20 protein-coding genes and 1 pseudogene are annotated in these 25868 nt (G+C 64.4%); 5 read left to right on the top strand and 16 right to left on the bottom strand.

Annotated features, from left to right (window positions below; translation table 11 throughout):
• The 5 genes and pseudogenes from AC04SG_RS17435 to AC04SG_RS17455 all read right to left on the bottom strand — a co-directional run.
• Positions 1-271: pseudogene (locus AC04SG_RS17435) on the bottom strand (2-hydroxyhepta-2,4-diene-1,7-dioate isomerase); the annotation flags it as partial.
• Between the two features lie 151 nt (positions 272-422).
• Positions 423-1154, bottom strand: coding sequence for an SDR family oxidoreductase (locus tag AC04SG_RS17440; protein WP_488552045.1), 732 nt, complete (start codon positions 1152-1154; stop codon positions 423-425).
• A gap of 183 nt (positions 1155-1337) precedes the next feature.
• On the bottom strand, positions 1338-3710 hold the full coding sequence (locus AC04SG_RS17445) for an aldehyde dehydrogenase family protein (RefSeq protein ID WP_488552046.1): 2373 nt from the start codon (positions 3708-3710) through the stop codon (positions 1338-1340).
• A gap of 232 nt (positions 3711-3942) precedes the next feature.
• Positions 3943-4992, bottom strand: a complete 1050-nt coding sequence (gene deoC, locus AC04SG_RS17450) for a deoxyribose-phosphate aldolase (RefSeq protein ID WP_488552047.1) — start codon at positions 4990-4992, stop codon at positions 3943-3945.
• A gap of 214 nt (positions 4993-5206) precedes the next feature.
• Positions 5207-6034, bottom strand: a complete 828-nt coding sequence (locus AC04SG_RS17455) for a ferredoxin--NADP reductase (RefSeq protein WP_488552048.1) — start codon at positions 6032-6034, stop codon at positions 5207-5209.
• Positions 6035-6256: 222 nt separating this feature from the next.
• Here AC04SG_RS17455 and AC04SG_RS17460 point away from each other — a divergent pair, with 222 nt between their 5' ends.
• Together AC04SG_RS17460 and AC04SG_RS17465 are read left to right on the top strand one after the other, a co-directional pair.
• Positions 6257-8341 carry a hydantoinase/oxoprolinase family protein gene (locus tag AC04SG_RS17460; RefSeq protein ID WP_488552049.1) on the top strand — a complete coding sequence of 695 codons (2085 nt, stop codon included), beginning with the start codon at positions 6257-6259 and terminating at the stop codon, positions 8339-8341.
• 274 nt (positions 8342-8615) lie between these two features.
• A complete protein-coding gene (locus AC04SG_RS17465) occupies positions 8616-10301 on the top strand; it encodes a hydantoinase B/oxoprolinase family protein (protein ID WP_488552050.1) in 1686 nt (561 codons plus the stop codon).
• A 40-nt stretch (positions 10302-10341) separates the two neighbouring features.
• Here the strand turns inward: AC04SG_RS17465 and AC04SG_RS17470 are convergent, their stop codons facing one another.
• The 7 genes from AC04SG_RS17470 to AC04SG_RS17500 form a co-directional block, all read right to left on the bottom strand.
• A complete protein-coding gene (locus AC04SG_RS17470; protein ID WP_488552051.1) occupies positions 10342-11232 on the bottom strand; it encodes an SGNH/GDSL hydrolase family protein in 891 nt (296 codons plus the stop codon).
• A 330-nt stretch (positions 11233-11562) separates the two neighbouring features.
• A complete protein-coding gene (locus tag AC04SG_RS17475) occupies positions 11563-12018 on the bottom strand; it encodes a MarR family winged helix-turn-helix transcriptional regulator (RefSeq protein WP_352555950.1) in 456 nt (151 codons plus the stop codon).
• Complete coding sequence (locus tag AC04SG_RS17480) at positions 12015-12599, bottom strand: amino acid synthesis family protein (RefSeq protein WP_023714549.1); 585 nt, start codon at positions 12597-12599, stop codon at positions 12015-12017. The genes AC04SG_RS17475 and AC04SG_RS17480 overlap by 4 nt, the downstream gene beginning before the upstream one ends.
• Positions 12592-13476 carry a UPF0280 family protein gene (locus AC04SG_RS17485; RefSeq protein ID WP_488552052.1) on the bottom strand — a complete coding sequence of 295 codons (885 nt, stop codon included), beginning with the start codon at positions 13474-13476 and terminating at the stop codon, positions 12592-12594. The genes AC04SG_RS17480 and AC04SG_RS17485 overlap by 8 nt, the downstream gene beginning before the upstream one ends.
• On the bottom strand, positions 13476-15017 hold the full coding sequence (locus tag AC04SG_RS17490) for a 6-hydroxynicotinate reductase (RefSeq protein WP_488552053.1): 1542 nt from the start codon (positions 15015-15017) through the stop codon (positions 13476-13478). The genes AC04SG_RS17485 and AC04SG_RS17490 overlap by 1 nt, the downstream gene beginning before the upstream one ends.
• Positions 15014-17998 carry a molybdopterin-dependent oxidoreductase gene (locus tag AC04SG_RS17495; protein ID WP_488552054.1) on the bottom strand — a complete coding sequence of 995 codons (2985 nt, stop codon included), beginning with the start codon at positions 17996-17998 and terminating at the stop codon, positions 15014-15016. The genes AC04SG_RS17490 and AC04SG_RS17495 overlap by 4 nt, the downstream gene beginning before the upstream one ends.
• Positions 17995-18858: an FAD binding domain-containing protein gene (locus tag AC04SG_RS17500; RefSeq protein WP_488552055.1), complete on the bottom strand. Its 864-nt coding sequence runs from the start codon at positions 18856-18858 to the stop codon at positions 17995-17997. Before AC04SG_RS17500 ends, AC04SG_RS17495 begins: the two co-directional genes overlap by 4 nt.
• 270 nt (positions 18859-19128) lie before the next feature.
• Here AC04SG_RS17500 and pncA point away from each other — a divergent pair, with 270 nt between their 5' ends.
• The 3 genes from pncA (at position 19129) to AC04SG_RS17515 (ending at position 22489) form a co-directional block, all read left to right on the top strand.
• Complete coding sequence (gene pncA / locus AC04SG_RS17505; protein WP_352582579.1) at positions 19129-19743, top strand: bifunctional nicotinamidase/pyrazinamidase; 615 nt, start codon at positions 19129-19131, stop codon at positions 19741-19743.
• A 225-nt stretch (positions 19744-19968) separates the two neighbouring features.
• Complete coding sequence (locus AC04SG_RS17510) at positions 19969-21363, top strand: sodium:proton antiporter (protein ID WP_488552137.1); 1395 nt, start codon at positions 19969-19971, stop codon at positions 21361-21363.
• 163 nt (positions 21364-21526) lie between these two features.
• Complete coding sequence (locus AC04SG_RS17515; protein ID WP_488552056.1) at positions 21527-22489, top strand: ornithine cyclodeaminase family protein; 963 nt, start codon at positions 21527-21529, stop codon at positions 22487-22489.
• A gap of 22 nt (positions 22490-22511) precedes the next feature.
• On the opposite strand, the gene AC04SG_RS17520 is transcribed toward AC04SG_RS17515, so the two are convergent.
• The 4 genes from AC04SG_RS17520 to AC04SG_RS17535 are packed head-to-tail and all read right to left on the bottom strand — an operon-like array spanning position 22512 to position 25793.
• Positions 22512-23234 (bottom strand): ABC transporter ATP-binding protein, encoded by a 723-nt coding sequence (locus AC04SG_RS17520; RefSeq protein ID WP_488552057.1) that lies wholly within the window; start codon positions 23232-23234, stop codon positions 22512-22514.
• Positions 23231-23956: an ABC transporter ATP-binding protein gene (locus AC04SG_RS17525; protein ID WP_192255182.1), complete on the bottom strand. Its 726-nt coding sequence runs from the start codon at positions 23954-23956 to the stop codon at positions 23231-23233. Before AC04SG_RS17525 ends, AC04SG_RS17520 begins: the two co-directional genes overlap by 4 nt.
• Complete coding sequence (locus AC04SG_RS17530) at positions 23953-24915, bottom strand: branched-chain amino acid ABC transporter permease (RefSeq protein WP_488552058.1); 963 nt, start codon at positions 24913-24915, stop codon at positions 23953-23955. The genes AC04SG_RS17525 and AC04SG_RS17530 overlap by 4 nt, the downstream gene beginning before the upstream one ends.
• A complete protein-coding gene (locus AC04SG_RS17535) occupies positions 24912-25793 on the bottom strand; it encodes a branched-chain amino acid ABC transporter permease (RefSeq protein ID WP_488552059.1) in 882 nt (293 codons plus the stop codon). The genes AC04SG_RS17530 and AC04SG_RS17535 overlap by 4 nt, the downstream gene beginning before the upstream one ends.
• Positions 25794-25868: the final 75 nt, after the last annotated feature.

The following is a 25868-nucleotide window of genomic DNA, read 5'->3' on the forward strand; positions in this document are numbered from 1 at the left end:
CGGTGGCGCCGGTTTCGGCGGCGTGGTCGGAATAGTTCAGCCCAATACAGATGAACTTGCCGGTGCCGGCAACGCAAGGGCCGAGCCGGGGCTTTCCGGACACCGCCGGCAGCGACTTCGGATCGAGCTTCGACAATGTCTCGAGCGACTCCGGATCGAGCGTCTTGCCGGCAATGTCAGGGACATGACCTGAAAGATCGCGGATCGTTCCATCCGCATCGAGCAGGCCGGGGCGCTCGCTCCCAACCTCGCCATAGCGCAGCAGTTTCATCTTGCTCTCCAAATTGCGGCCCAAGGCCGTTTTCAAACTCACTCAGCCAAAGCGACAGAGGGACTGGGCGGACTCTGGCTATCGGATCCGACCTCGGACAAGCCGGACTTTAGGTCTGCTCGATCCCGGACCTTCGGATCGGGAATAGTGCTCAGATCGACCAGCCACCGTCGATATTATAGGCCTGCCCCGACGTGTAGGTGGCGCCGGCGAGATAGACGGCCAGGTCGGCGATTTCCTCGGGCGTGCCGAGACGGCCCATCGGCTGACGGGCGATGAAGGCCGCGCGGGCGGCCTCATAATCCCCCTGCGCATGCATGCGATCCTGCAGCGACGGGCTTTCGACCGTGCCGGGGCAGATGGCGTTGCAGCGAATGCCCTTGGCGACATAGTCGGCGGCGATTGCCTTGGTGAGACCGATCACTGCTGCCTTGGTGACGCCATAGGCGAAGCGGTTGGGCACGCCTTTGCCGGCGCCGGCGACGGAAGACATGTTGATGATGGAGCCGTCGCCGCGCTCCAGCATGCCGGGCAGCACGGCCCGGATGGTGCGGATCATGGCGCGGACATTGAGGTTGAAGGCGAAATCGAGATCAGCATCCTTCATCTCGAGGATCGAGCCGGAATGGACGAAGCCGGCACAGTTGAACAACACGTCGACACGGCCGATTTCAGCAAAGCCCGATGCCACCGCATCATCGTTGAGAACGTCGAGCTTGCGGGTCTTGATGCCGGAGGGCCTGGCGAGTTCGGCCAGCAGCGCCTCGTTGATGTCGGTGGCATGGACGACGGCGCCTGCCTTGGCGAAGGCTAGCGCGCTCGCCTTGCCGATGCCTTGCGCCGCCGCCGTGACGACAACGGTCTTGCCCGCTAGATCCGCCATTCGTCTTCTCCTCCGTCCGTTTGCGATCAACCGGCTTTCTACCGGCAGACGGTCGCGATGCACTGTGCCAGGCGAGCACATTGTGCCGCTTGCGCCCAATCCGATAAATGTTTTTTCTCGTTAAAGAACATTATTTCCGGCGTCAAGCCCGACGGTCCGCTCCGGAGACGGGAACACGAATCCTCAGTCGCCGTAAGGCACCCAGACGTTCTTGACCTCGACGGCGCGGCGCAGCAAGGCATCGCCGGCGGCCTGGTCGGACGCCCAGTCGAGGCCGCGGCCGTTGCCGGTCCAGACGCGCTTGAGATTGCCGATGGAATCGGCCTCCGCCTTGGCGCAGGTCTCGGCATCGGCGAACAGCCAGAGCCCGTCGACATCGTCATGCTTGGCCAGAACGCCTGCAAGTTCCGCCGTGCGGCCGGTGACGATGTTGATGGCGCCGGCCGGAACGTCGGAATATTCGATCACCTGGTAGAGATCAGTGGCGAGCAGCGGGTATTTTTCCGACGGCACGGCGACCACGGTGTTGCCCATGGCAAGGGCGGGCGCCACCAGCGAGATAAACCCGAGCAGCGGCGCGGTGTCGGGTGCTACGATGCCGACGACGCCGACCGGCTCGTGCAGGGCGAGCGTGACGGCGCGGGCCGGCGGCTGATGCACCCTGCCCTCGAACTTATCGGCGAGGCCGGCATAGAGGAACAGGCGCTCGATCGACTGTTCCACTTCTTCCCGGGCGGCCTTGACGTTGGCACCTGTCAGTTCGGTCAGGCGCGCGGCGAATTCGACGGCACGCCCGGACAGATTTTCGGCGAGGTAATAAAGCACCTGGGACCGGTTGTAGGCGGTCGCCTCCCGCCAGGCTTTGCAGGCGCGAGCGGCAGCAACGGCGTCGCGGATATCCTTGCGGTTGCCGAGGCCGACTTCGCCGGCCAGCTTGCCCTTGGCAGTGGCAATCGCCAGCGAGTAATTGCCGTCCGGGCGGACCTGCTTGCCGCCGATGAACAGCTTTGCCGTGCGGTCGATGGCGCCGCCGTCCGATTGCTCGACCGGCTGCGCGGAAGACGTCGCCGGCTTGATCACCGGACCGAGCGGCAGCTTTGCCGCGAGATATTCGAACATGCCCTCGCGCCCGCCTTCGCGACCAAAGCCGCTTTCGCGGTAGCCGCCGAAGCCGCAGGCGGCGTCGAACATGTTGGTGCCGTTGACCCAGACGACGCCGGCCTTCAGCTGCGGCGCGACATGCAGAGCGAGGTTGATGTTTTCACTCCACACCGAAGCTGCGAGCCCATAGCGCGTATTGTTGGCAAGCTCGATCGCTTCCTCGGTGTTGCGGAAGGTCATGGTGGCCAGCACCGGGCCGAACACTTCCTCCTGCGCCAATATGTTAGCCGGCGAAACACCGGTGGCGAGTGTCGGCAGATGGTAATAGCCGGAAGACGGCAGTGCTGCATCCGGCTGCCAGCAGACGGCGCCCTGTTTCGCGCCCTCGGCGACCAGGCCCTTGACCCGGTCGAGCTGCGTGGCGTCGACCAGCGGGCCGATATCGGTGTTCTTGTCGAGCGGGCTGCCGACGCGCAGCCGGCTCATCCTGACCTTGACCTTGGCGATCAAGGCCTCGGCTATGCCTTCCTGCACCAGAAGCCGCGACCCGGCGCAGCAGACCTGGCCCTGGTTGAACCAGATGCCGTCGACCAGGCCTTCGACGGCGCTGTCGAGATCGGCGTCCTCGAAGACGACGAAGGCCGACTTGCCGCCGAGTTCCAGCGATATTTTTTTCCCGGAGCCGGCCGTGGCTTTGCGAATGATCTTGCCGACTTCGGAGGAGCCGGTGAAGGCGATCTTCTGGACGCCGGGATGATTGACGATCGCCACACCCGCTTCCGGTCCGCCCTGGACGATGTTGACGACGCCCTTGGGCACGCCGGCGCGCTCGCAGATTTCGGCGAACAGAATGGCGGTGAGCGGCGTGAACTCGGCCGGCTTCAGCACCACCGTGCAGCCGGCGGCAAGCGCCGGCGCGATCTTCCAGGCCAGCATCAAGAGCGGAAAATTCCACGGGATGATCTGGCCGACGACGCCGACGCCCTTGTTGCCGGGGAAATCCTTGTCCAACGCCTGCGCCCAGCCGGCATGATGGATGAAATGGCGGATGGCCAGCGGCACGTCGATGTCGCGGCTTTCGCGGATCGGCTTGCCGTTGTCGATTGTCTCAAGCACCGCGAACAGGCGCTGATGACGCTGCATGGCGCGGCCGATGGCATAAAGCACCTTCGCGCGCTGGTAACCCGAGGATGCCGCCCATTTCGGCAGTGCCTTGGTGGCGGCGGCAACGGCCGCATCGATATCGGCGGCGCCGGCATCGGAGACCTTGGCCAGCAGCTTGCCGGAGGACGGCTCGCTGGTGTCAAAAGTCTTGCCGCTGGCGGCGGCCTTCCAGGCACCATCGATGAACAGCGCCTTGCCAAAATCGCGCGCGGCGAGCCAGGCATCGGCCTCGTTGCGCGCTTCCGGCGCCGGGCCGTATTCCATGGCGTGATAGCGTTCGAGGATGTTCATGGCGCGCTCCCGAGAATCGTCTTGGCAGGCGCTCTGTCGCGCCCCCCTCTGTCCTGCCGGACATCTCCCCCACGAGGGGGGAGATTGGACTTCGCGCCTGTCGGCTGCCGTCCTGCAATGTCCGCGATTGGCGAAATCGCCGATGACAGCTGATCTCCCCCCAAGTGGGAGAGATGTCCGGCAGGACAGAGGGGGGCGCGAAGGAACTCGGCGTTCAAGGCGTTCACCCGCCTCACGCCATAGCGTGGCGATGATTGGCCGAATAGTGCCCGGTCAAATGGTGCTCGAGCTGACGTTCGATATCGGTCAAAAGGCTCGAAGCGCCGAAGCGGAACAGGTCTGGCTCCAGCCACGGCCGTCCGAGTTCTTCCTTCATCAGCACCAGCCAGTCGAGCGAAGCCTTGGCGGTGGAAATGCCGCCGGCGGGCTTGAAGCCGATGAGAAAGCCGGTCTCCTCGAAATAGGCCCTGATGGCGCGCACCATGGCGAGGCCGACCGGCAGCGTGGCATTGACGCTTTCCTTGCCGGTGGAGGTCTTGATGAAATCGGCGCCGGCCATCATCGCCACCATCGAAGCCAGCATGACATTGCGCAGCGTGGCGAGGTCGCCGGTGCCCAGAATGACCTTGAGATGCGCATCGCCGCAGGCTTCGCGCATCGAGACGATCTCGTTGTAGAGCTCCTGCCATTTGGCGCCGAAGACCAGGCCGCGCGGGATGACGACGTCGATTTCGTCGGCGCCATCGCGCACCGAAGCCTCGATCTCCTGCAGGCGGGTCGACAGCGGCGCAAGGCCGTGCGGGAAGGCGGTGGAGACGGCGGCAACATGGATGCCGGTGCCGCGCACGGCGTCCACGGCGGTGGCGACGAAAGGATGATAGACGCAGACCGCCGCCGGGCGAATCTTCTCGCCTTCGATGCCGAGTCCTTCGACGATGTCGCGGCGGAACGGGTTGACCGCCTTGGCGCAGAGCCGGCGCACGCGCTCTTCGGTGTCGTTGGAGTTCAGCGTCGTCAGGTCCATGCAGGAGACGGCGCGCAGCAGCCATGCCGCCTGGTTGTCGGCCTTGATCGAGCGCCTTTTGGTCAGGCTGGCGACGCGGCGTTCCAGCGCCGAGCGGTTGACGGAGCGCACCGATTCCATGAAGCCGAGATCGAGCCGCATGCCGGTGTTGCGGGCTATGCCGTGCGACTGTGGGACAGGGGTGTTGGCTGCCGCACGCGCCGGCAGCGGTGTGACCTTGGACGTACCGAGATCGGCTTCGCGGATTGTGCTGCTCATCTCCTGCCCTTTCGCTCGACGATTTTACGTCGTGGTGCGCGTCGTTCCTCCGGGCCGCAAAGCAGCTTGGGGCGACACACGCCGAAGATAGCCCGTGAATCGATGCTTCACGAGTCCTTCAAGCGGTCATATCGGAAAAAGGCGGCGAAAGCAGCTGAATTTTGACCGTATGGTCAAAACATCGATCCGAGAGCGCCGGCGCCGAAGCGCCGGCTCAGCCGACGAAAGCGCGCTCGACGACGAAGCTCGAGGGATGGCTGAGCGAGCCCTCGTGGAAGCCCAGGCTTTCGGCCAGCTCCTTGACGTCCTTCAGCATATGCATCGAGCCGCAGATCATGATGCGGTCGGTTTCCGGATTGAGCTTCTCGATGCCGAGATCGCTGTAGAACTTGCCAGAGCCGATCAGCGCGGTGATACGACCCATGCGCGCGGACTCTTCGCGGGTCGTCGAGTTGTAGAGGGTGACGCGGCCGCCGGTCAGTTCGCCGATCAGCGGATCGTTCTCGAGCGCGGCCACCAGTTCCTGGCCATAGACCAGTTCGGCATTGTCGCGGCAGGTGTGAGTCAGAATGAGCTGGTCGAACTTTTCGTAGGTGTCGGGGTCGCGCAGCAGGCTGGCGAAAGGCGCAATGCCGGTGCCGGTCGAGATCATGAACAGGCGCTTTGCCGGGGTCAGCGCGTCGACAACCAGCGTGCCGGTCGACTTCTGGCGCATGATGACGGTGTCGCCGACCTGGATCTTCTGCAGTTCGGAGGTCAGCGGGCCGTCCGGCACCTTGATCGAGAAGAATTCCAGCTCTTCGTCCCAGGCCGGGCTCGCCACCGAGTAGGCGCGGTACACCGGCTTTTCGGCATTGGGCAGGCCGATCATGACGAACTCGCCGGAGCGGAAGCGCAGCGACTGCGGACGGGTGATGCGGAACGAGAACAGCCGGTCGGTGTAGTGCTTCACCGACACCACGGTTTCGGCATAGACATTGGCCGGAATCGGGAACTGCAGCGGACGGGCGCCGGCGGTGTTGAATGCGGATGTGGTGTTCATCAAATCCAACTCTGTCTTGCCCACTCACATATGCGGGCGCCAAACCATTTCCTGCGCGCCCGGACCGTTCAGGTCCCGGCGTGCCGTTCACACACTCCAAAGCGGTAAGCTCTTGTGTCCGAAATTTATTAGTATACAAACGATATTTGTGTCAAGATACCACGCTAAAACAGCTTTCCAAACTGCGGCATATTCGTAGTCCTGCCATTTCGGGTTTCGACAATGAAAGAGAATTTTTCGGTGCAACAGCCGGATTCCCTGGGTAACGTCGTTGCCGGCATCGATGTCGGTGGAACCTTCACCGACCTCATTTTGATCGACGGCAAGGACGGCGGCAGGGTGCATATCGCCAAGACGCCAACCACGGTCGACAACCAGGCTTTCGGTGTGGTTTCAGCGCTTGGCGCCACCGGCTTTGCCATAGACGGCATCGACCTCATCGTGCACGGCACGACCACCACCACCAACGCCGTTCTGGAACGCCGGCTGGCGAAGACCGGCATGATCACCACACGCGGTTTTCGCGATGTGATCGAGCTTGGCCGGCGCACCCGGCCGCAGCCCTACGGCATGACCGGAAGCTTCGTGCCGATCATCCCGCGCGATCTCAGGCTGGAAGTGTCGGAGCGTGTCGAGGCATCGGGCGCGGTGCGCACGCCGCTCGACGAGCCGGAGATGCGCGCAGCGGTGAGGGCGCTGATCGCGGCCGGCTGCGAATCCCTGGTCATCCATTTCCTGCACTCCTATGCCAACCCCAGGCATGAGCGGCGCGCCGCCGAGATTGCCGCCGAGCTCTGGCCGAATGGCTACATCACCACCGGCCATGCGCTGCTGTCGGAAGCGCGCGAATTCGAGCGCGGCGTGACCGCCGCGGTCAACGCCTCGGTGCAGCCGATCCTCGAGCGCTATGTCGAGCGGCTGCGCAAGGAGTTGGCGGCCAAAGGTTATGCCCGCGACTTCCTGATCATGAACGGCAATGGCGGCATGATCTCGGCCCGCTTCGTCACCAGGGAATCGGCCAAGACCGTGATGTCAGGCCCGGCCTCCGGCGTCATCGCCGCCGCCTATACGGGCAAGCGCGCCGGTTTCGAGAACCTCGTCACCTACGACATGGGCGGCACCTCGACCGACGTGGCGCTGATCCGCAACGCCGAACCCGCTGTCTCCAACGAGATCGAGATCGAATATGCGATGCCGATCCATGTACCGATGGTGGCGGTGCATACGGTCGGCGCCGGCGGCGGCTCGATCGCCCGCGTCGATGCGGCCGGGCTGATCCAGATCGGCCCCGAAAGTGCCGGCGCCAATCCCGGCCCGATCTGCTACGGCCGCGGCGGCGCCGAGCCGACCATCACCGATGCCAATCTGGTGCTCGGGCGGCTGGCGCCGAAAAAGCTGCTGGCGGTCGAGAATCCGGTCACCGTCGAGCGCGTCACCGGCATTTTCGAAGACAAAATCGGCAAGGCCACCGGGCTCTCCGGCGTTGAGGCGGCGGGCGCAATCCTGCGGCTCGGCAACATGAAAATGGCCGGCGCCATCCGCATGGTCTCGGTGTCGCGCGGCCATGATCCGCGCGATTTCGCGCTGTTCGCCTTCGGCGGCGCCGGACCGTTGCACGCCTCCGCGCTGGCGCGCGAACTCGGCCTTCCCCGGGTGCTGGTGCCGGCGCGTCCAGGGATCACCAACGCCCTCGGCTGCGTCGTCGCCGATCTGCGCCACGACTTCGTCAACACCATCAACCAGCCGGTGTCTGTGCTCGATGAAACCCAGCTTCATGTGGTATTGGAACGGCACCGAAACGAAGGCGAAGAGCTGATCGGCAAGGAAGCGGTGAAGCCGGAGACGATCCGCGTCACCCACTCCGCCGACATGCAGTTTGTCGGCCAGACCCACATCATCAACGTGGCGCTGCCGTCGTCCTCGGTGACCCGGAGCGAGCTGCAGGCGCTGTTCGAAAAGGCCTATTTCGCCCGCTTCAAGGTCGAATTGCCGGAAATCCGCGCCAATCTGGTCAACCTCAACACCTCGGTGACCGGCGTGCGGCCGGCGATCGACCTATCGCGACTGATCGACCCGGCCGGACGCGCCAAGACGCTTGACGAGGCGCTGCGCGAGACAAGGCCGGTCTGGTACGCCGGCCGCTGGCACGACACGCCTGTCTATGCACGTGAAAAACTGCCGCTCGATGCCGTCATCAAGGGGCCTGCGATCCTCGAACAGATGGACGCCACAACCGTGCTTGAACCCGGCGACCGCGCACGTTCGGACGCCGACGGCAACATCATCATCGATGTGGGCAAGGAATGATGGGAAACTCGTTGGTTGGTCTCGCTCCTTTTACCTTGGACGCAGCGCTGCCCCTCATCGCCCTGCCAGGCACTTCTCCCCGTATAGGGACGGGGAGAAGGGGGCAGCTGCGGCCTTGCTTCTTTTCTTGCGACGTTGAAAGTGAGCGAAAACATCGGCGATGGCGTCTTTCTCCCCGTCACTATACGGGGAGAAATGTCCGGCAGGACAATGCGGGGCGGCGCCAAGCTTCAGATTTTCTATTTCCCGCCGTACCAGTGGAGGCGCTTGCACCATGACCGGCCTCGACGCCATAACGCTTTCGGTCCTCCAGGCGGCCTTGCAGCAAGTCTGCGACGAGATGGACCTGACCTTTTCGCGCGCAGCCTTCTCGCCTGTCATCGCCGAGGCCAATGATCGTTCCGACGGCATTTATTCAGCCGTCGACGGTTCGCTGATCGCGCAAGGCAGCCAGGGCCTGCCGGTGTTCGTCGGTGTCATGCAGTATTCGACCAAAACGGTGATCGAGATGATCGCCGACGGCCGCTGCCTGGCCCCCGAACCAGGCGACATCTACATCGTCAACGACCCCTATCTCGGCGGCACGCATCTGATGGATGTGCGTTTCGCCATGCCGGTCTATCGCGACGGCAAGATATTTTGCTGGCTATCGAACACCGGCCACTGGCCCGATATTGGCGGCTCGGTGCCGGGCGGCTTCTCCGCTTCGGCCACGGCAGTCGAGCAGGAAGGGCTGCGGCTGCCGCCAGTAAAACTGTTCAAGAAGGGCGTGCTCGACACGGAAATCTACGCCATCATCTGCTCCAACATCCGCGTTGCCGACCAGCGCATCGGCGACATCCGGGCGCAGGCCGCGGCCCTTTTGATCGGCCAGGACCGGCTCAACGGAATCCTGGATCGTTACGGCGACGAAACTGTTGTCGAGGCGATCGCCGAACTGCGCCGCCGCGCCGCCGAACAGATGCGCGCCAACATCTCCGCCATTCCCGACGGCATCTATCGCTCGACCGCCTTTGTCGACTCGGACGGCGTGGTCAACGAGCCGCTGACCATAGCGCTCGCCGTCGAGAAGCAGGACGACGCGCTGACTTTCGATTTCACAGGTTCGTCAAAACCCTGCGCCGGGCCGATGAACAGCGTGCTGGCGACGACGCTGTCGTCGGTCTATCTCGCCATGCGCCATATTTTCCCTGATGTGCCGATCAGCGCCGGGGCTTTCGAACCGCTGATCGTCAAGCGGCCGGAGGGCACTTTCCTCGATGCCAAATATCCCCGACCGGTTTCAGGCTGTGCGGCGGAAGTCTCGCAGCGCATCGCCGAGGCGGTGTTCGCGGCGATGGTGCAGGCGTTGCCGGAGAAAGTGACGGCCGCGCCTGCCGGCTCGAGCGGCAATTTCGCGCTGGGCGGCAACGATCCGGCCCGCGGCCGCGACTATGTCATGTACCAGATTTCCGGCGGCGGCTATGGCGGCAATTCAGGCCATGACGGCCTGACCAATGGCTGCTCGACCATAGGCATTTCGAAATCGCCGCCGGTCGAGATCATGGAGCAGGCGTTTCCCGTGCTCTATCGCCACTATGCCTTGCGCGAAGGCTCGGGCGGCGCCGGCAAGCAGCGCGGCGGTTTTGGCCTTGCCTATGAGGTCGAGATCCTGCGCGGTGAGGCACGCGCCTCCTTCGTCATGGACCATGGCCGCTTCGGCCCGCAGGGCGCGCTCGGCGGCAAGGACGGCGCGGTGAACACGGTGACCGTGTTTCGCGGCGGCGAGGAACATGTGCCGCCGCATCTGTCCAAGGAACAGGACATCGCACTCAAGGCCGGCGACCGCGTGCGCGTCGGCACGCCGGGCGGCGGCGGCTATGGCGATCCGCGTCAGCGCGATCCAAAACTGGTCGCTGAGGATATCCGGCTTGGCTACTATACGGCAGAGCAAGCCAAGGACCTGTTCGGGGCCAAATGAACTCGACGGCCCTGGGCGGCGTCGAGCGCCTGTCCAATCATCAGGTCTGCAGTTTCGCCTTCAGGACGTCGGCGAATTTCTGCGCGATCTTCTTGAAGCCGGCGGGATCGGGATGCAGCTCGTTGGCCCAGTCGGCCACCTTCAGCGTTCCCTGCGTGTCGACCAGGTGAAAATTGTTGCTGGGATCGTCGGCCAGACGCTTCACCACATCCCGGAATGCCGCCAGCGCCGCGTGAACGATGACCGTGCCCTTGGCCACCGACCAGTTGCAGAAATCGAGCGACGGCTTCAGCCACGGACCGGCACAGGATGGATGCGCGCCGTTCGGTATTGGAAAATCGTAGCAATGGCCGAAAATCGGCACGCCAGGCGCGACGCGGTCGCGCAGAGCGAACAAATCGAGATAGCAGGCCTCGACCATGCCCAGCGCCTTGGCGAAGCGGTCCTTGTTCAGCCCGGCGGCATGGCCGTCATTGAAGTCGAGGAAGATGCAGAACTGGTCGCCGGCAATGTCGTTGCCGCCGGCCGAGAACAGGATGGCGTCGGGCTTGCCGTCCAGCCAGTTCGCCTTGTTGCGCAAGGCTGAAATCATCCGTTGCTGCTTGGGCAGCGACATCTCGTCGGTCGCCGCATCGCCGTGATGAGCGAGGTTGAGGATCGTCGGCGGCATCGAGCCGAGCCGGCGCAGTTGCGCGATCACATCGGTGTCGACAAAGGGAAACCCGTTGCCGGTCAGCGGATAATCGAACCAGGAATCGCCCTGCGCCAGCATCACCAGCGGGCGGTTGGCGACGGCGGCCTCGAGATTGCCGGCACTTTCCCTTGCGGCTTCAAGACGCTCGATGTTGGCCTGGTGAACCTTGACGCGCTTGGCGATGTCTTCGTCGATGCGCCGTTGCGCGGCTTCCTGCACGAATTCCTGCTGGTCCATCCCCAGGTCCCTCCCACGACCGTCTGTGTCTGCCTGAACATACGCCGATCTACATGATCGATCTGTAATTTAGATCACAATAAGACTTCCTGAGAAGGACGGCTCGCCGCGCCGTGATCGCCGCAGAGCATGTCGTTTCCGTCTCCGCCGCGCATCGCAAAGACCGTAAGACTTCTGATGTCAACGGGGAACCGGAACCGCATCTGCGGCTGCCCTTCACTGCCGTCGGGACGGAGCTGAGCATCAACATAAACGGCAAACCGACACGGGCCGTGGTGGCACCGATGCCATTCCTCGACCCAGAGGGGACGAGGCTGCGCGCCTGATTGCTCAGGCGAGCTTTGCTAACAAGCGCATAAAGGTCGCCGCTTCCTTGGCGGTCAGCGGCGCCAGCGTTTCCTGGGTGATGGCGCGTGCCAGCGGGATCAGCCGCTCGATGGCCTCGCGTCCCTCAGGCGTCAGGCTGACCAGCAACCGCCTTTTATCGACCTCATGCTTGGTGAGATCGACCAGGCCGCGCGCTTTCAGCCGGTCGATCACGCCCTTGACCGTCGCCGCATCCATGGCGATCAGCGTGCCGAGCTGGTTCTGCGAGGTCTCGCCGACATCGTGCAGCTTGGCCAGCGCCGCAAATTGCGGCGGCGTCAGGTCGCCGATCTGCGAGGCAAAGATCGAGACATGGCGCTGGTGCGCCTTGCGCAGGATGAAGCCAACCTGTTCCTGCAGGCGATAATCATGATCGTCAGGCTCTTCGGCCTCGACCAGCTTGAGCTCGCCACCGCTCATCGCAAGCCGTCCCAGGCCTTGATATCGCCAACCGCCAGGCCGCCCATGCGGTCGTGAACACGCGGGCCGCAGCTCATAGCCAGGCAAAACAGAATTTCGTCGGGACGCGGCCCGTCGCTGAGGCCGACCTCCATGGCGTCGAAATGGCTGCGCACATAGGCGGCGTTGGTGTGACCAAGCGGCACGTCCAGCCGCGAGCCGAAGGCGCCGACCTTGGTTGCCGACGGCACAATCGCCTTGGCGTCGCCGAGCCGCTCGCGCATGGCATAGCCGCCCGGCACATGCCAGAGCGCGCCATGTTCGAGCTCACCCGACGAGCCGACAATGGTGCCCTTGCCGTAGGCGTCGATCTGCTTGATGTCACCGCCCAATGCGGCAATGAGCTTGTCGGTGAGCAGCAGCCCGAGCGGCTTCAGATCGTCCATGGCGCTCTGCAGTTCTTCCACGTAGCGGCCGGCGAACGGGTTCTTCACCAGCGCCACGGCCGCGGCGCGGCGGCGCGGCGCGGCTGCGACCGGCCCGCCATCGTGAAAGATCTCTTCGGTCAGAACCGCGATCTTGCGGATCGGAAACTCAGGCATGGGCAATTTCCTTCCCTGGATTTTTGTTGGGCGCGGCAAGCGCCATGGAACCACTGATGCGGGTCTCACCGCCAAGAAACAGCGCCGATGCGGCGATCAGGCCGCGCCGGCGAAAATCTTCGGCGACAGCAAGGCCATTGTCCAGCGCCCGCGCCACCTCGCCAAATGCAAGCGTGCCGACCGCTTGTGTCACCAGCCGCGCGCCGAGATCGCTGTCGGGCGAGAGTTCCTGTGCGGGAATGCGCTTGATGGCCGGATTGCCGGGCAGGTCGACGGCGTTGGCAATGAGCGTCGCCGCCGCATCGGCCTCGGCGCCGGTCCGCGCCAGCACCGTGACGGCGTCGGCAATGCCAAGCGAGAAGGAGCGGCCGCGCCAGCCGCTGGTGGCGACGCCGCGCACACCGTCCGCCGAGTGAATGGTGATGCGGTCGGCCATACCGTTGCCGGTGCCGGCGATCGCAAGGTTCATCGACTGGCCCTTGCCGATATGGAGCGCGCTGTCGCCGCCATTGTTGACATAGGCGCGATCAAGCTTGCGGCCGGCAAGCAATGCGGCGAGCATTTCGTCGGCTACTGATCCGGCAACGGCGGCCATCGGTGTTATGAAGCATTCCGCCAAGGGTATGACGGCTGCTTCCATGCGGCGCGCCGTCGGGCCGGCGAAGGTGCGTGGCGCCAGGAAAAATGCCGGCAGCCGCAGTTCGGGAAGCTCCTCGACCAACTCGATCAGGATCGTCTGGAAACGCGCGACCGCCTGGTCGTAGGCGGCACGGCACTCATCCGCCTCGCCGAAGGCTTCGACGATCAGGTCGATCGGTCCGTGGTTGAGATGCAGCCGCTTGCCGTCCTGCAGCCAGGTTACTTGTGGGCCTTGCATCACCCGGCCCCATTCGAACCGGCGCGGCGCAACTGCGCCAGCGGCGGCCATGGATTTTGGGACTCGGCGCCTGTGCCGCGGCGCGGATTGAGGTATTCGCCGCCCTTGGCGACGATGTCGTCAACGCTGCGGATTTCGGCCTCATAGCCGCCCAGCCTGACATAGTCGTCGCGGCGCAGTGTGAATTCGATCGGCGCCACCAGCGCCGGCGTCGGCACATAACCGAAGGCGCCTTCCGGCACCCTTGTGACATCGACCATCAGCGTGATGCCGCCGCCCGGCCAGACATAGACCGGCGCGCCGCCGACCGTCACATAGGTCTTCAGGCCCTGCACCGAGCGGGTGAGATTGACCGGGTTTTCGGTGACGCCGGCGCGCAGCGATCCGCCGGCGCCGCCGATGAACAGCACGGTGCAGAGCGCCGGCTCACAATTGTCCTCGATCAGCCCGACCGATTTTTGCAGCCGTTCCGGGAATGGCTTTTCGACCGGCTTCAACTCGTCATCGAGTTCGTAATAGGCGAACTGCTCGCCGGTGGTCGACACCATCAGCAGCGATAGGCCCGGACGCGCGCCCTTCTTGGAATTCCACTCGCCGAGGATCGACAGCGGATCGGAAATCGAGGTGCCACCCCAGCCGAGGCCGGGCTCGGAGACTTTGAAATAGCGGCCCGGCGTCGAACGGCGGCCGATGATCTTGATCCCGGTCTCCTGCCAGCCCAGCACCTTGCCGGCCTGATGCTCGGAGACGACGCCGGTGATGTGGTCGTCGACCACCACCACCTCGTCGACAAGGCCGCGCCATTGCGTGGCGAACATGCCGATGGTCGCCGAGCCGCAGCCGACGCGCATGCGGTGTTCCTGCTTGCCGTCGATGACAGGTGGTTTGCCGGCTTCGACGATGATGGTGGCGCCGCCGTCGATGGTCAGTTCGACCGGCTTGCGGTTGCACAGATTGAGCATCGCGTCACAGGTGGCGCGTCCCTCCGCCTTGGAGCCGCCGGTCAGATGATGCACGCCGCCCAGCGACAGCATCTGCGAGCCGTATTCGCCTGTGGTGACATGGCCGATCGCTTCGCCTTGCGAGCGCACGATTGCCGTTTCGGGGCCGAGATGGCGGTCGGTGTCGATCTTCACCTTGACGCCGCAGTAGGAGAAGATGCCCTCGGTGACCACGGTGACGAGATCGACGCCTTCGACCTCCTGGCTGACAATGAACGGCGCCGGCTTGTAGTCGGGATAGGTGGTGCCAGCGCCGATTGCGGTGACGAAGCGGCGGCCGGTGTTGACGAGTTCGCCGTCCCATTCCTCGCCTTCGGCCGTGAAAGGCACGACGGCGGCACCGCTCTCGGCCGCGTGGTCGAGAATGGTCAGCGGGTCCATGCGCACGATGCGGCCGCCTGAGTTGCCGTAGCGGTCGCAGGCGCCGGTGCGGCCATCGGCGATATAGCACATGACCGGGCAGGCATCGCAGCGGATCTTTTCCGCCACCAGCTTCTCGCCGGGATCGTGGGTTTCGAAGCGTTCGGCAAGCTCGCTCATGCGCGTGCCTCCTTTTCGCGGATGCCATCTTTTTCGCGGATGCCAGCGCGGATGCGCGTCGGCGTCGCCGGGACCTTGGTGATGAGCACGCCGGTGGCGTGGCGGATGGCGTTGAGGATCGCCGGTGCGGTCGGGATCAGCACATGCTCGCCCAGGCCCTTGGCGCCGAACGGTCCCTCCGGATCGGGAACCTCGATCAGAATGTGCTCGATCGGCGGCACATCGCCGATGGTCGGGATGAGATAGTCGTGCAAATTCTCGGTACGGCCGGGGATGTATTCCTCCATCAGCGCCATGCCGATGCCTTGCGCGATGCCGCCTTCGATCTGCCCCTCGACCAACAGCGGATTGATCGCCTTGCCGACATCATGCGCGGCGGTGATTTTCAGCAGCTTGACGGTGCCGAGCCTGAGATCGACCTCGAGTTCGGCGATCTGCGCGCCATAGCCATAGACGGCGTAAGGCTTGCCCTGGCCCTTGGCATCGAGCGGCAGCGTCGGCGGATCGTAGGTCTCCTCGGCGCGGAAGACGAAACCGCCGGCATCGACATCAAGGGTGGCGAGATCGATGCGGCGGGTGGCTTCACCCTCGCGGATGACGAGCGCCGCGCCGTCCAATTGCAAGGCCGCGTTCTCCGAGACATTGGCGAAGCGCAGGATTTTTTCGCGCAAGGCGCGGCCGGCTTTTTCGGCCGCCTTGCCAGTGACGAAGGTCTGGCGCGAGGCCGATGTTTTGCCGGCGTCGGGGCTGATCGCGGTGTCGGCGCTTTTCAGCCGGAATCTTTCCAGCGGCAGGCCGAGGGCGTCAGCGCAGATCTGGGTGATGACGGTGTTGGAGCCCTGGCCGATATCGACGGCGCCCTGATGCAGGATGACCTCGCCCGCTGGCGCAATGCCGACCCTTATGGTCGACGGATTGGGCAGCGAGGTGTTGCCGCAGCCATACCAGCAGGACGCGATGCCGACGCCGCGCTTTTTGCTCGTATTGGAGGAATTGAATGTATCTGCGTCGGCCGTCGCGCGAGCCCAATGCGGCCGCAAAGCATCGAGGCATTCGAAAATACCGACACCCGACTCCAGCCTCTGCCCGGTAACCGTTTCGGATCCGTTCCGAAGGCAGTTTTTCAAGCGGAAATCGAGCCGATCCATGCTCAGTTTGCCGGCGAGCTCATCATAGAGCGTCTCCTGCATGATCGTCGCCTGCGGCACGCCGAAACCGCGGAAGGCGCCGGAGATCGGCCCGTTTGTGTGGATGGCGCGGCCTTCGGCCCGATAGTTCGGCGTCGCATAGGGACCGGAGGCGTGCACGGGCACGCGGTTGGCGACGGTCGGGCCCCAGCTGGCATAGGCGCCGGTGTTGAAATCGCCTGTGAAGACCATGCCGGTGACCCGTCCCTCGGCGTCGGCGCCGATGGTTGCCTTCATCTCGGAGGGATGGCGCTTGGTGGTCGACATCATGGATTCGTTGCGGGTGTAGGCGAGCGCTGCCGGCCGGCCGGTCTTCAGCGCGACAAGGCCGATGAGAGGTTGCAGCGAGACGTCCAGCTTCGAGCCGAAGCCGCCGCCGGTCGCGGTCGGCACGATGCGCACCTTGTCGACGGCAAGGCCAAGCACTTTCGCCGTGTCGTCGCGGTCCATGTAAGGCGCCTGGGTGCAGGCGACGACAACCAGCGTGTCGCCATCCATATAGGCGTGGCCGGCCTCCGGCTCGATATAGGCATGCTCGACATAGGAGGTGTCGATGGCTCCGGTCACGGTGAAGGCAGCGCCGGCAAGAGCGGCCTCGGGGTCGCCGCGCTCGACAAAGCCCTTGGTCAACAAATTGTCCGGGCGGTTGGCATGGATCAGCGCAGCACCTTCGGCCTGCGCGTCGCCGGGCTGCAGACAATGCGGCAATTCGGTCCAGCGGACCGGGAAATCACTGAGGTCAAGATCGAGCATCGCCTCGCGCTCGCCGGCGACCAGCGCCACAGCCTCGCCGCGCAGGCGCGCAAAGCCTTCGGCCAACGCCGGCTGGTCGGCAAACGGGCCGATGACGCCGAAACAGTTCTTGCCTGGAATGTCGGCGGCGGTGAAGACACCGACGATGCCGGGATGCTTCTTCACCCAGCCGTCGAGATCGCCGAAAACGAAGCCGGCGTGATAGTGCGGCGAACGGACCACCAGCACAGCCAGCGCATCGGTGGGGAAAGAATCACCGCCGAACTTTTCGCCGCCGGTGACTTTTGGCACGCCGTCGAGCCGGACTGGAGAGGCGCCTACGGCATTCCCTTTGGTGGGCATTCTACGGTCAAGGCCGAAGTCCAACGAATGAGGTTGGCGCTGCCCCTCACCCTTACCCTCTCCCCGTGAATGACGGGGAGAGGGGGTCGCCGGCGCCGGAGCTTGTCCCTTCTCCCCGTCATTATACGGGGAGAAGGTGCCGGCAGGCGGATGAGGGGCAGCGCCGTCGGTCGACGTCTGGAACCGCCCTGCATCCATCACCGCCGCGATGATCTTTCTGTAGCCGGTGCAGCGGCAGAGGATACCGCCCAGCGCATCCTGCACCTCGACCTCTGTCGGGTTCGGCTTTGTCTCCAGCAGCGCCGTGCCCGCGACCAGCAGGGCCGGCGTGCAGATGCCGCATTGCGCCGCGCCATGCGCCAGGAAAGACGCCTGCAGCGCCGACAGGCGGCCATTGGCGAGGCCTTCGACGGTCGTCACCGATGTCCCGGCCGCGGAGGCCGCCGGCATCAGGCAGGCGCAGACGGCGTCACCGTCGACCAGGACCGTGCAGGCGCCGCAATCGCCGGCATCGCAACCGACCTTGGTGCCGGTCAGCTGCAATTCGTCGCGCAGAACCTGCGAGAGCCGGCGCAGCGGCGGCACATTGACCGAGACGGCGGCGCCATTGACGGCGAAAGCGATATCCGCACGCTCGAGGCCGAAGCCCGGCACGAGGTCGGGGAGAGCTTCTATCGCCTCAGAACGAACCTGGCTCATGCCGCCACCATGCTGTTGTCGTTCGTCAGACCGCAGGCTCCCAGCACGGCGCGGGCGACAAGTTCGCGTGCCGCATCGAGCCGGTATTCGGCGCTGCCGCGCACATCGGCGATCGGCGACAGTTCGGCCATCGGCGCGGACAGGACCGCATCGGCGAGTGCCGGGCCGGCAGGCTTGCCGCGCAGCACAGCTTCGACACCGGCGAGCCGCGCGGCGACAGCCGAACAGGAGCCGACGGAAACGGCCGCTTCCGTGACTATACCGTTGCCGACGACAAGGCGCGCCGCCACCATGGCGATGGAGATGACGAGATAACGCCGCGCACCAAGCTTGACAAAGGCTGAGCTGCCGGCGGAAGCGCGCTTCGGAATGCGGATGGCGGTAACCAGTTCGCCGGGCAGCAAAGCCGTGCGGCGGTTGCCGAGAATGAACCGCTGCAGCGGCAGGTAGCGCGTCGCGGCGGCCGAGCGCAGTTCGACCTCGGCGTCGAGCACCAGCAATCCCGGCACGCCGTCGGCGGCCGGCGAGGCGTTACAGAGATTGCCGGCGATAGAGGCGACATTCTGGATCTGCAGCGAGCCGACCTCACGCGCGGCCTGCTTCAGCGCATCGAAAGCCGCCGGCAAGGGATGGCGGACCAGATCGGTCCAGGTGGTACGGGCGCCCAAAACCCAATGGCTCTCGGTCTCGGCGATGCCGCGCAGGCAAGCCAGGCCATTGATGTCGAGAACATTGTCGCGGAAGGGCTTGGCGCCTTGCGCCGGATAGAAATCGGTGCCGCCGGCAAGCACGCGCCAGGCGCCCTCGCCAAGCAGAGCGAGCGCCTCGTCCAGCGTGGTGGGTTTCGCGTAACGGATCACGCCTGCCTTCCCAAGAAATGGGCCTTCCTAAAAAGTCGGGTCTTCCCGTAACCTCGCCAGTACTCGATCTGGCCAAATTCATTCGTATGCAAATGATATCAAGCTGGTGGAAATTGTCAAAGCCGGAGTTTGCGGGAAGCTGGTCGCCACGCATTTGTTACGCTTGCAGAGGTTGACGCAGGCCGCCATCTGGTCAAGTTTCTGCATCCGGTCGCATCCGCGGCGTTTTTCACTCGATCCCGCTCGAGACGAAGAAAGAGGAGAGGCGCCATGGCCGACGAAGCGCTTGTTGTCATCGACCTGCAGAACGACTTCTGCCCCGGCGGTGCGCTGGCGGTTGCGGGCGGCGACGAGATCGTGCCGCTGGTCAACGATCTGATCCGGCACGCCGAGCACGTGGTGCTGACCCAGGACTGGCACCCGGCCGGACATTCGAGCTTTGCCTCCAGCCATCCGGGGGCGCAGCCTTTCAGCGCGATCGAGATGCCCTATGGGCCGCAGACGCTATGGCCCGACCATTGCATTCAGGGCAGCCTTGGCTCGGACTTCCACTCCGGCCTTGCCTGGACCAAGGCCGAGCTGGTGATCCGCAAGGGATTTCGCCCGGCAATCGACAGCTACTCCGCCTTCTTCGAGAACGACCACAAGACGCCGACCGGGCTCGCCGGCTACCTCAAGGAGCGCGGTATCGACACTGTGACGCTGGTCGGCCTGGCGACCGATTTCTGCGTCGCCTTCTCGGCGCTCGATGCGGTCAAGCACGGCTTCAAGACGACGGTGCGGCTCGACGCCTGCCGCGGCATCGATCTCAACGGCTCGGTCGAGGCGATGCTGAAGCGCATGCGCGACGCCGGGGTGAGGCTCGAAGATCCGACTGCGGACTGACTGGAAGTGGAGCTTCAGGCGGCGTTCTCTCGTTCTATACGTTCGGACAAGGGCCCCCTCACCCGGATTGCCAACCGAATTGCGAAGGGCAATTCGGGGCAATCCGACCTCTCCCCGAGGGGAGAGGAAGCTGCTGGCGCCGACATACGCCTCTTCTCCCCACCGGGGAGAAGGTGGCCGCGAAGCGGCCGGATGAGGGGGCCTTTTTCATATGCAATCGCCGTGATGGTCGTCGCGATGCTGTTGCCTGTACAGGCTCTCGCGGCTGAGAGCAGCGAATTGCCAGGTGCCGCAATGTCGCTGTGGTGGGGACTGCCGTTTGCCGGACTGCTGCTGTCGATCGCCACCGGGCCGCTGCTGTTCCACCATGTCTGGGAGCATCATTACGGCAAGATCGCCGCCGGCTGGGCAGCACTTGTGGTGGTGCCGCTGGCGATCGCCTTCGGCATGCCTTCGGCGAGCGAGGCCGTGCTGCACACGCTGCTCACCGAATATATGTCGTTCATCATCCTGCTGTTCGCGCTCTACACCATTTCGGGCGGCATCCTTGTTGCCGGCAACATCCACGGCACGCCACTGGTCAATGCCGGGCTGCTGCTTGTCGGTGCGATGCTGGCCTCGGTGATCGGCACGACCGGCGCCTCGATGATCCTGATCCGGCCGATGCTGCGCGCCAATGACAACCGGCCGTTCAACGCCCATGTCGTCATCTTCTTCATTTTCCTGGTGTCCAACATTGGCGGTTCACTGACGCCCTTGGGTGACCCGCCACTGTTCGTCGGCTTCCTGCGCGGCGTCGACTTCTTCTGGACGACGGCGAACCTCTGGCGCGAGACGCTGTTTACCGGCGGCCTTGTGCTGATTGTCTTCCTGGCCATCGACATCGTGCTGCACCGCCGCGAAGGCGGCGCGCCGAAGATCACGGATCCGACGCCGGATACGAAGGTGCGCATTCGCGGCCTCGCCAATTTGCCGCTGCTGGCCGGCGTCATTGGCGCGATCCTGCTGTCGGCGGCGTGGAAACCAGGCGTGAGCTTTCCAGTGCTGGGCGTCAGCCTCGAATTGCAGAACCTGGTACGCGATGCGATCATCCTGGGGCTGGCCGGACTGTCGCTTGTCGTCTCTTACAAAAGCCATCGCAAGGCCAACGGCTTCACCTGGGGCCCGATCGCGGAAGTGGCAAAACTGTTTGCCGGCATCTTCGTCTGCATCGTGCCGGTGATTGCCATCCTTCGCGCCGGCCATGATGGCACGCTGGCGCCGCTGGTCGCGCTGGTCACCTCGCCGACCGGACAGCCCAACAACCTCGCCTATTTCTGGCTGGCCGGCGGGCTGTCGTCCTTCCTCGACAATGCGCCGACCTATCTGGTGTTCTTCGAACTCGCTGGTGGCGATCCGCAGCATCTGATGACGGAAGCCGCCTCGACGCTGGCTGCGATTTCGGCTGGCGCTGTGTTCATGGGAGCCAACACCTATATCGGCAACGCACCGAACTTCATGGTCTACGCCATCGCCCGGCATCGCGGCGTGAAGATGCCTGGCTTCTTCGGCTACATGGTGTGGTCAGGGCTGGTACTGGTGCCGGTATTTCTGGTCGCGGGCTTTTTGTTTTTTAGCTGAGGCAGCCATCGGCTTAGGGGATCGGGATCCGTCTGCGAGCGGCATGGAGCCGACAGCGCATGCGTATGCGGAGTCGGCAATTTCTGCTATCAACGATGATATAGGTCGACTGCACGCTGAAACCGAGGAATGCGTACCGAAACAAGCCATTGTTGGGGAGACAATGACCATCCAAGCCGACCGCCTGCCTTATCTGTCGGGCGAATTCCTGGATAGCCTGCCAATTTCCACGTCCGACATGGTCGACGAAATCGAGCGACAGATCGTCGGTCAGAGGCGGGGCGAGGTATGGTGTGCGCCGAAGGCAGTCGTTCTGCCGGGCGATAACCGCTACATCATGGCCACTCTCGGAGTCGCGACGGAGCCCCGGGTGCTGGCGACCAAATCGCTGCTGGTCAACCCCCGCAACGCCGAAAGGGGACTTCCAATCCTGAACTCGCTCGTAACCCTTCTCGACGCCGAGACGGGTCTGCCGCTTGCAGTGGTCGACGGCAATTGGGTGACTGCGAAGCGGACGGCCGGTCTAAGCGCTGCGGCCGCCAAGCGTCTGGCTCGGGCCGACTCGGCCTGCGTCGCGTTCATCGGATGCGGCGTTCAGGCGCGCGGTCATCTCGAGGTCCTGGCCGATCTTTTTCCGTTGCAAGAGATTCGCGCCTTTGGTCGGGGCAAAAGCAATCGTGACGCATTGTGTCGGTTGGCCGAGATTCGCGGTTTAGCTGCAGTACCCAGCGATACCGCCAAAGAGGCGGTCGAGCCTGCCGATATTGTGGTGACGACAGTCACTCTAGTGCCAGAGCCCACTCCATTTTTGGATGCCCGATGGCTGAAGGCGGGAGCCTTCGCGACGATGACCGATCTGGCTTTGCCCTGGCTGCCCGAGACCATGGCTGTCTTCGATCGCATCGTCATAGACGACCTGGTGCAAGAGGCGCAAATGAGCAAACCGATGGTGAGACCGGAGCTCGTTGCCGGCGACCTGACGGGTTTGGTCGGCGGCGACGTGCCCGGTCGTCAGGGCGCAAATGAGCGGACAGCATTCGCGTTCCGCGGCATGGCGGTTGGCGATCTCGCACTGGCCGGCCTGGCATTTGTGCGCGCGAAAGCGATCGGTGCGCTGGAGGATTAGAGTTCAGAGGTCCAGGCCTGCTTCAGCCCACCCCTACATAACGCCTGACCGCCGACGGGTCGGCGCGCAGTTGCTCGACATCGACGGTCTCGCGGTTGCGGCCGTTTTCGATGAAGCAGACGCGGTCGGCGACCGACAGCACGGCATCGACGCGCTGCTCGACCAGGATGGTCGAGACACCAAGTTCGCGCAGCTTCACCACCGTTTCGCGGATCTTGGCGATCATCGACGGCATCAGGCCTTCGGTCGGTTCGTCGAGTAACAGCACCTGCGGTTCGAGGCAGAGCGCGCGGGCCATGGCCAGCATCTGCTGTTCGCCGCCAGACAAAGTGCCGGAGCGTTGCCTGAGCCGCTGGCGCAGCAATGGAAAAAGGTCGAGGACATTTTCCCGCACGGCCTTGCCCCTGCCGCGCGCCATCAGGCCGATCTCGATGTTTTCCGCCACCGTCATCTCGGCGAACAGCCGCCTGCCTTGCGGCACATAGGCGACGCCGGCCTTCGGCACCTCATGCGCCGGCAGGCCGGTCAATTCCTGGTCGCCCAGCCGGATCGAACCGGCCTCCGCCGGCACCGAGCCCATGATCGCCTTCAGCGTCGTCGTCTTGCCGGCGCCGTTGCGGCCGAAGAGACACAGCACCTCGCCCTTGTAGAGCACAAGGTCGAGGCCATAGAGCACCTGAACCTCGCCATAGAAGCAATCGAGGCCGGAGATGGTCAGCGCTTCAGTCGCGGGGGCTTCGGTCATGGCGCCGTCCCCAGATAGGCTTCCTGCACCTGTGTGTTGGCGCGGATCTGTTCGGGCGTGCCTTCGGCGAGGATCCTGCCGGCGTTGAAGACGGTGATGCGGTCGGCCAGCTGCATGACGACCGGCATATTGTGCTCGATCAAAAGCACGGTGGCGCTTTTGGCGATCTCGCGCACCAGCTCGATGAAATTGTCGATCTCGCTATCGGCCAGGCCTTGCGTGGGCTCGTCGAGGATCAACAGCCGCGGCTTCAGCGCCAGACCCATCGCCACTTCCAGCAGCCGCTGATGGCCGTAGGAGAGCTGGCCGGCCGGCATATGGGCGCGGTCGGCAAGGCCGGTGCGCTCCAGCGCCGCCATGACGCCGGTGCGCACCGCGCCTTTCGAGCGGCCATCGGTCAGCGTGCGCTGAACAGGCAGCGCGACATTGTCGTAGGCGGACAAATTGGCAAAGACGCTGGTGATCTGGAAGGTGTAGGCGATGCCCTGGCGCACCCTGAGATAGGCCGGCCGGCTGGTGATGTCGGTGCCGTCGAAGACGATCATGCCGGAGGACGGCTGGATGCGGCCGCTGATCAGGCTGACGAAGGTGGTTTTGCCTGCGCCGTTGGGGCCGATGACAGCGCGGATTTCGCCCGGCATCAGCTGGAAATCGACACCGTCGACGGCGCGCAGACCGCCGAAATTGCGCGCCAGGTTCTTTGTCGTCAGCAGCGGCATCATGGCAGCCACCCAAGCCAGCGCTGGCGGATGGTGCCCAAAATGCCTTTGGGGAAAAACAGCACCAAGAGGATAAGCGCGATGCCGACGATCAAGAGATAGGCCGAGGTGTAGCCGCTGGCGATGTCGATGACATAGTACATGAAGACGGTGCCGATCAGGGCACCCAGCGTCGTGGCGGCACCGCCGAGCAGCACCCAGAGCAGCGGCAGGATGGAATACTGCACCGAGGCGAAGCTCGAGCCGACATAGCCGAACAACAGCGCATAGGCCGCACCCGAGGCCGCGCAGATGGTGCCGGAGACGACCACGGCGATGAGCTTGTTCGAAAAGGTGTCGTAGCCGAGCATTTTCGTGCGCTCCTCGTTTTCGCGCACGGCGACCAGCACGCGGCCGTAGCGGGAGCGGACGACGGCGAGCGTGATGAGCAGCACGATCGAGAACAGCGTGAGCGCGCTCATGTAGCGGACAGTCGGGTCGGTGAGGTCGAGCGATGTCGCGCCGAAGCTCAGAACCCGCGCCGGCTGCGGCACGACCAGGCCCTGGTCGCCGCCGGTCCAGGCGGCGAAATAGAGGATGACGAGATAGAAAACCTGCGCGAACATCATGGTCACGATCATGAAGGCGACGCCGGTGGTGCGCAGCGCCAGCAGGCCGATCACCAGCGCCAGCAGCGCGCCACAGCCGATCCCGGCGAGGAAGGCCAGCGGCACGTTCCAGCCGAGATGGATGACGGCAAGACCGGCGCCATAGAGCCCGGCGGCAAAGAACATGGCATGGCCAAGGCTGAGCAGGCCGACATAGCCGAACAGCATGTTGTAGCCCATGGCGAACACCGCCAGCACCATGATGCGGGCGAGCAGGCCGTGATGGTATTCCGGCAGGACGAAGCTGAGCGCAAAGAGCAACGCGATGACGCCGAGATGCAGGGAATAGGCCTTTGCCGGAGAGGCTTCGCTCATCGCGATGCTGTCCCGAACAGGCCTTGCGGCCGGAACACCAGAACCATGGCCACCAGCAGCGTGGCGATGATCTTGGCCAGAGTCGGCGAGAAGAACACCGAGATGATGCCGTCGGAGAGGCCGATCAGCACGGCAGCGACGACAGTGCCGCGCAGCGAGCCGAGGCCGCCGATGATGACGACGATGAAAGACAGAAGCAGCGGGTCCTGCCCCATCAGATAATGCGCCTGGCTGATCGGCACGATCAGCACCGCGGCAATTGCCGCCAGCATGGCGCCGAGCGCGAAGACGCCGGCATAGACGCGGTCGACCGGAATGCCGAAGGCCTGCGCCGTCTCGCTGTCATACTGAGTGGCGCGCATGATAAGGCCGATCTTCGTGTGCGTCAGCACCAGCCAGGTGAGGACGAGCAGAAGTGCGGAGGCGGCGATGATCGACAACTTGTAGCCGGAATAGCCGAACCAGGGCAAAAGGATACGATAGCTGAAGGGCGGCTCCACCGGGCGCGCTTCCGGGCCGTAGAAGCTCAGCGCCAGCTGCTGGATGATGTAGAGCATGCCGATGGTGGCAACGATGGTGGCTTCCGGATTGTAATTGAGCCGGCGCAGCACCAGCCGCTCGGCAACCAGCGCGATGGCGCCGACGATCAGCGGTGCGATCACCAGTGCGGTCAGGAAGCCGACGGTGGGATGGCCGGGTATCGCCGTCGAGATCGCCCAGGCGAGCACCGCGCCCAGCATGAAGAACTCGCCATGGGCGACATTGACGACGCGCATGACGCCGAACACCAGCGACAGCCCAAGCGCCGTCAGCGCCAGCACGGCTGAGGTGACGAGGCCTTCGAGGGCGGCGAGGAGGAGATGAGGTCCGAAATGCATCGCTTAAACGCCAGCGGATGCGTGAGGCACCCCCCTCTGTCCTGCCGGACATCTCCCCCGCAAGGGGGGAGATGG

This window comes from Mesorhizobium sp. CNPSo 4684, assembly GCF_057784315.1.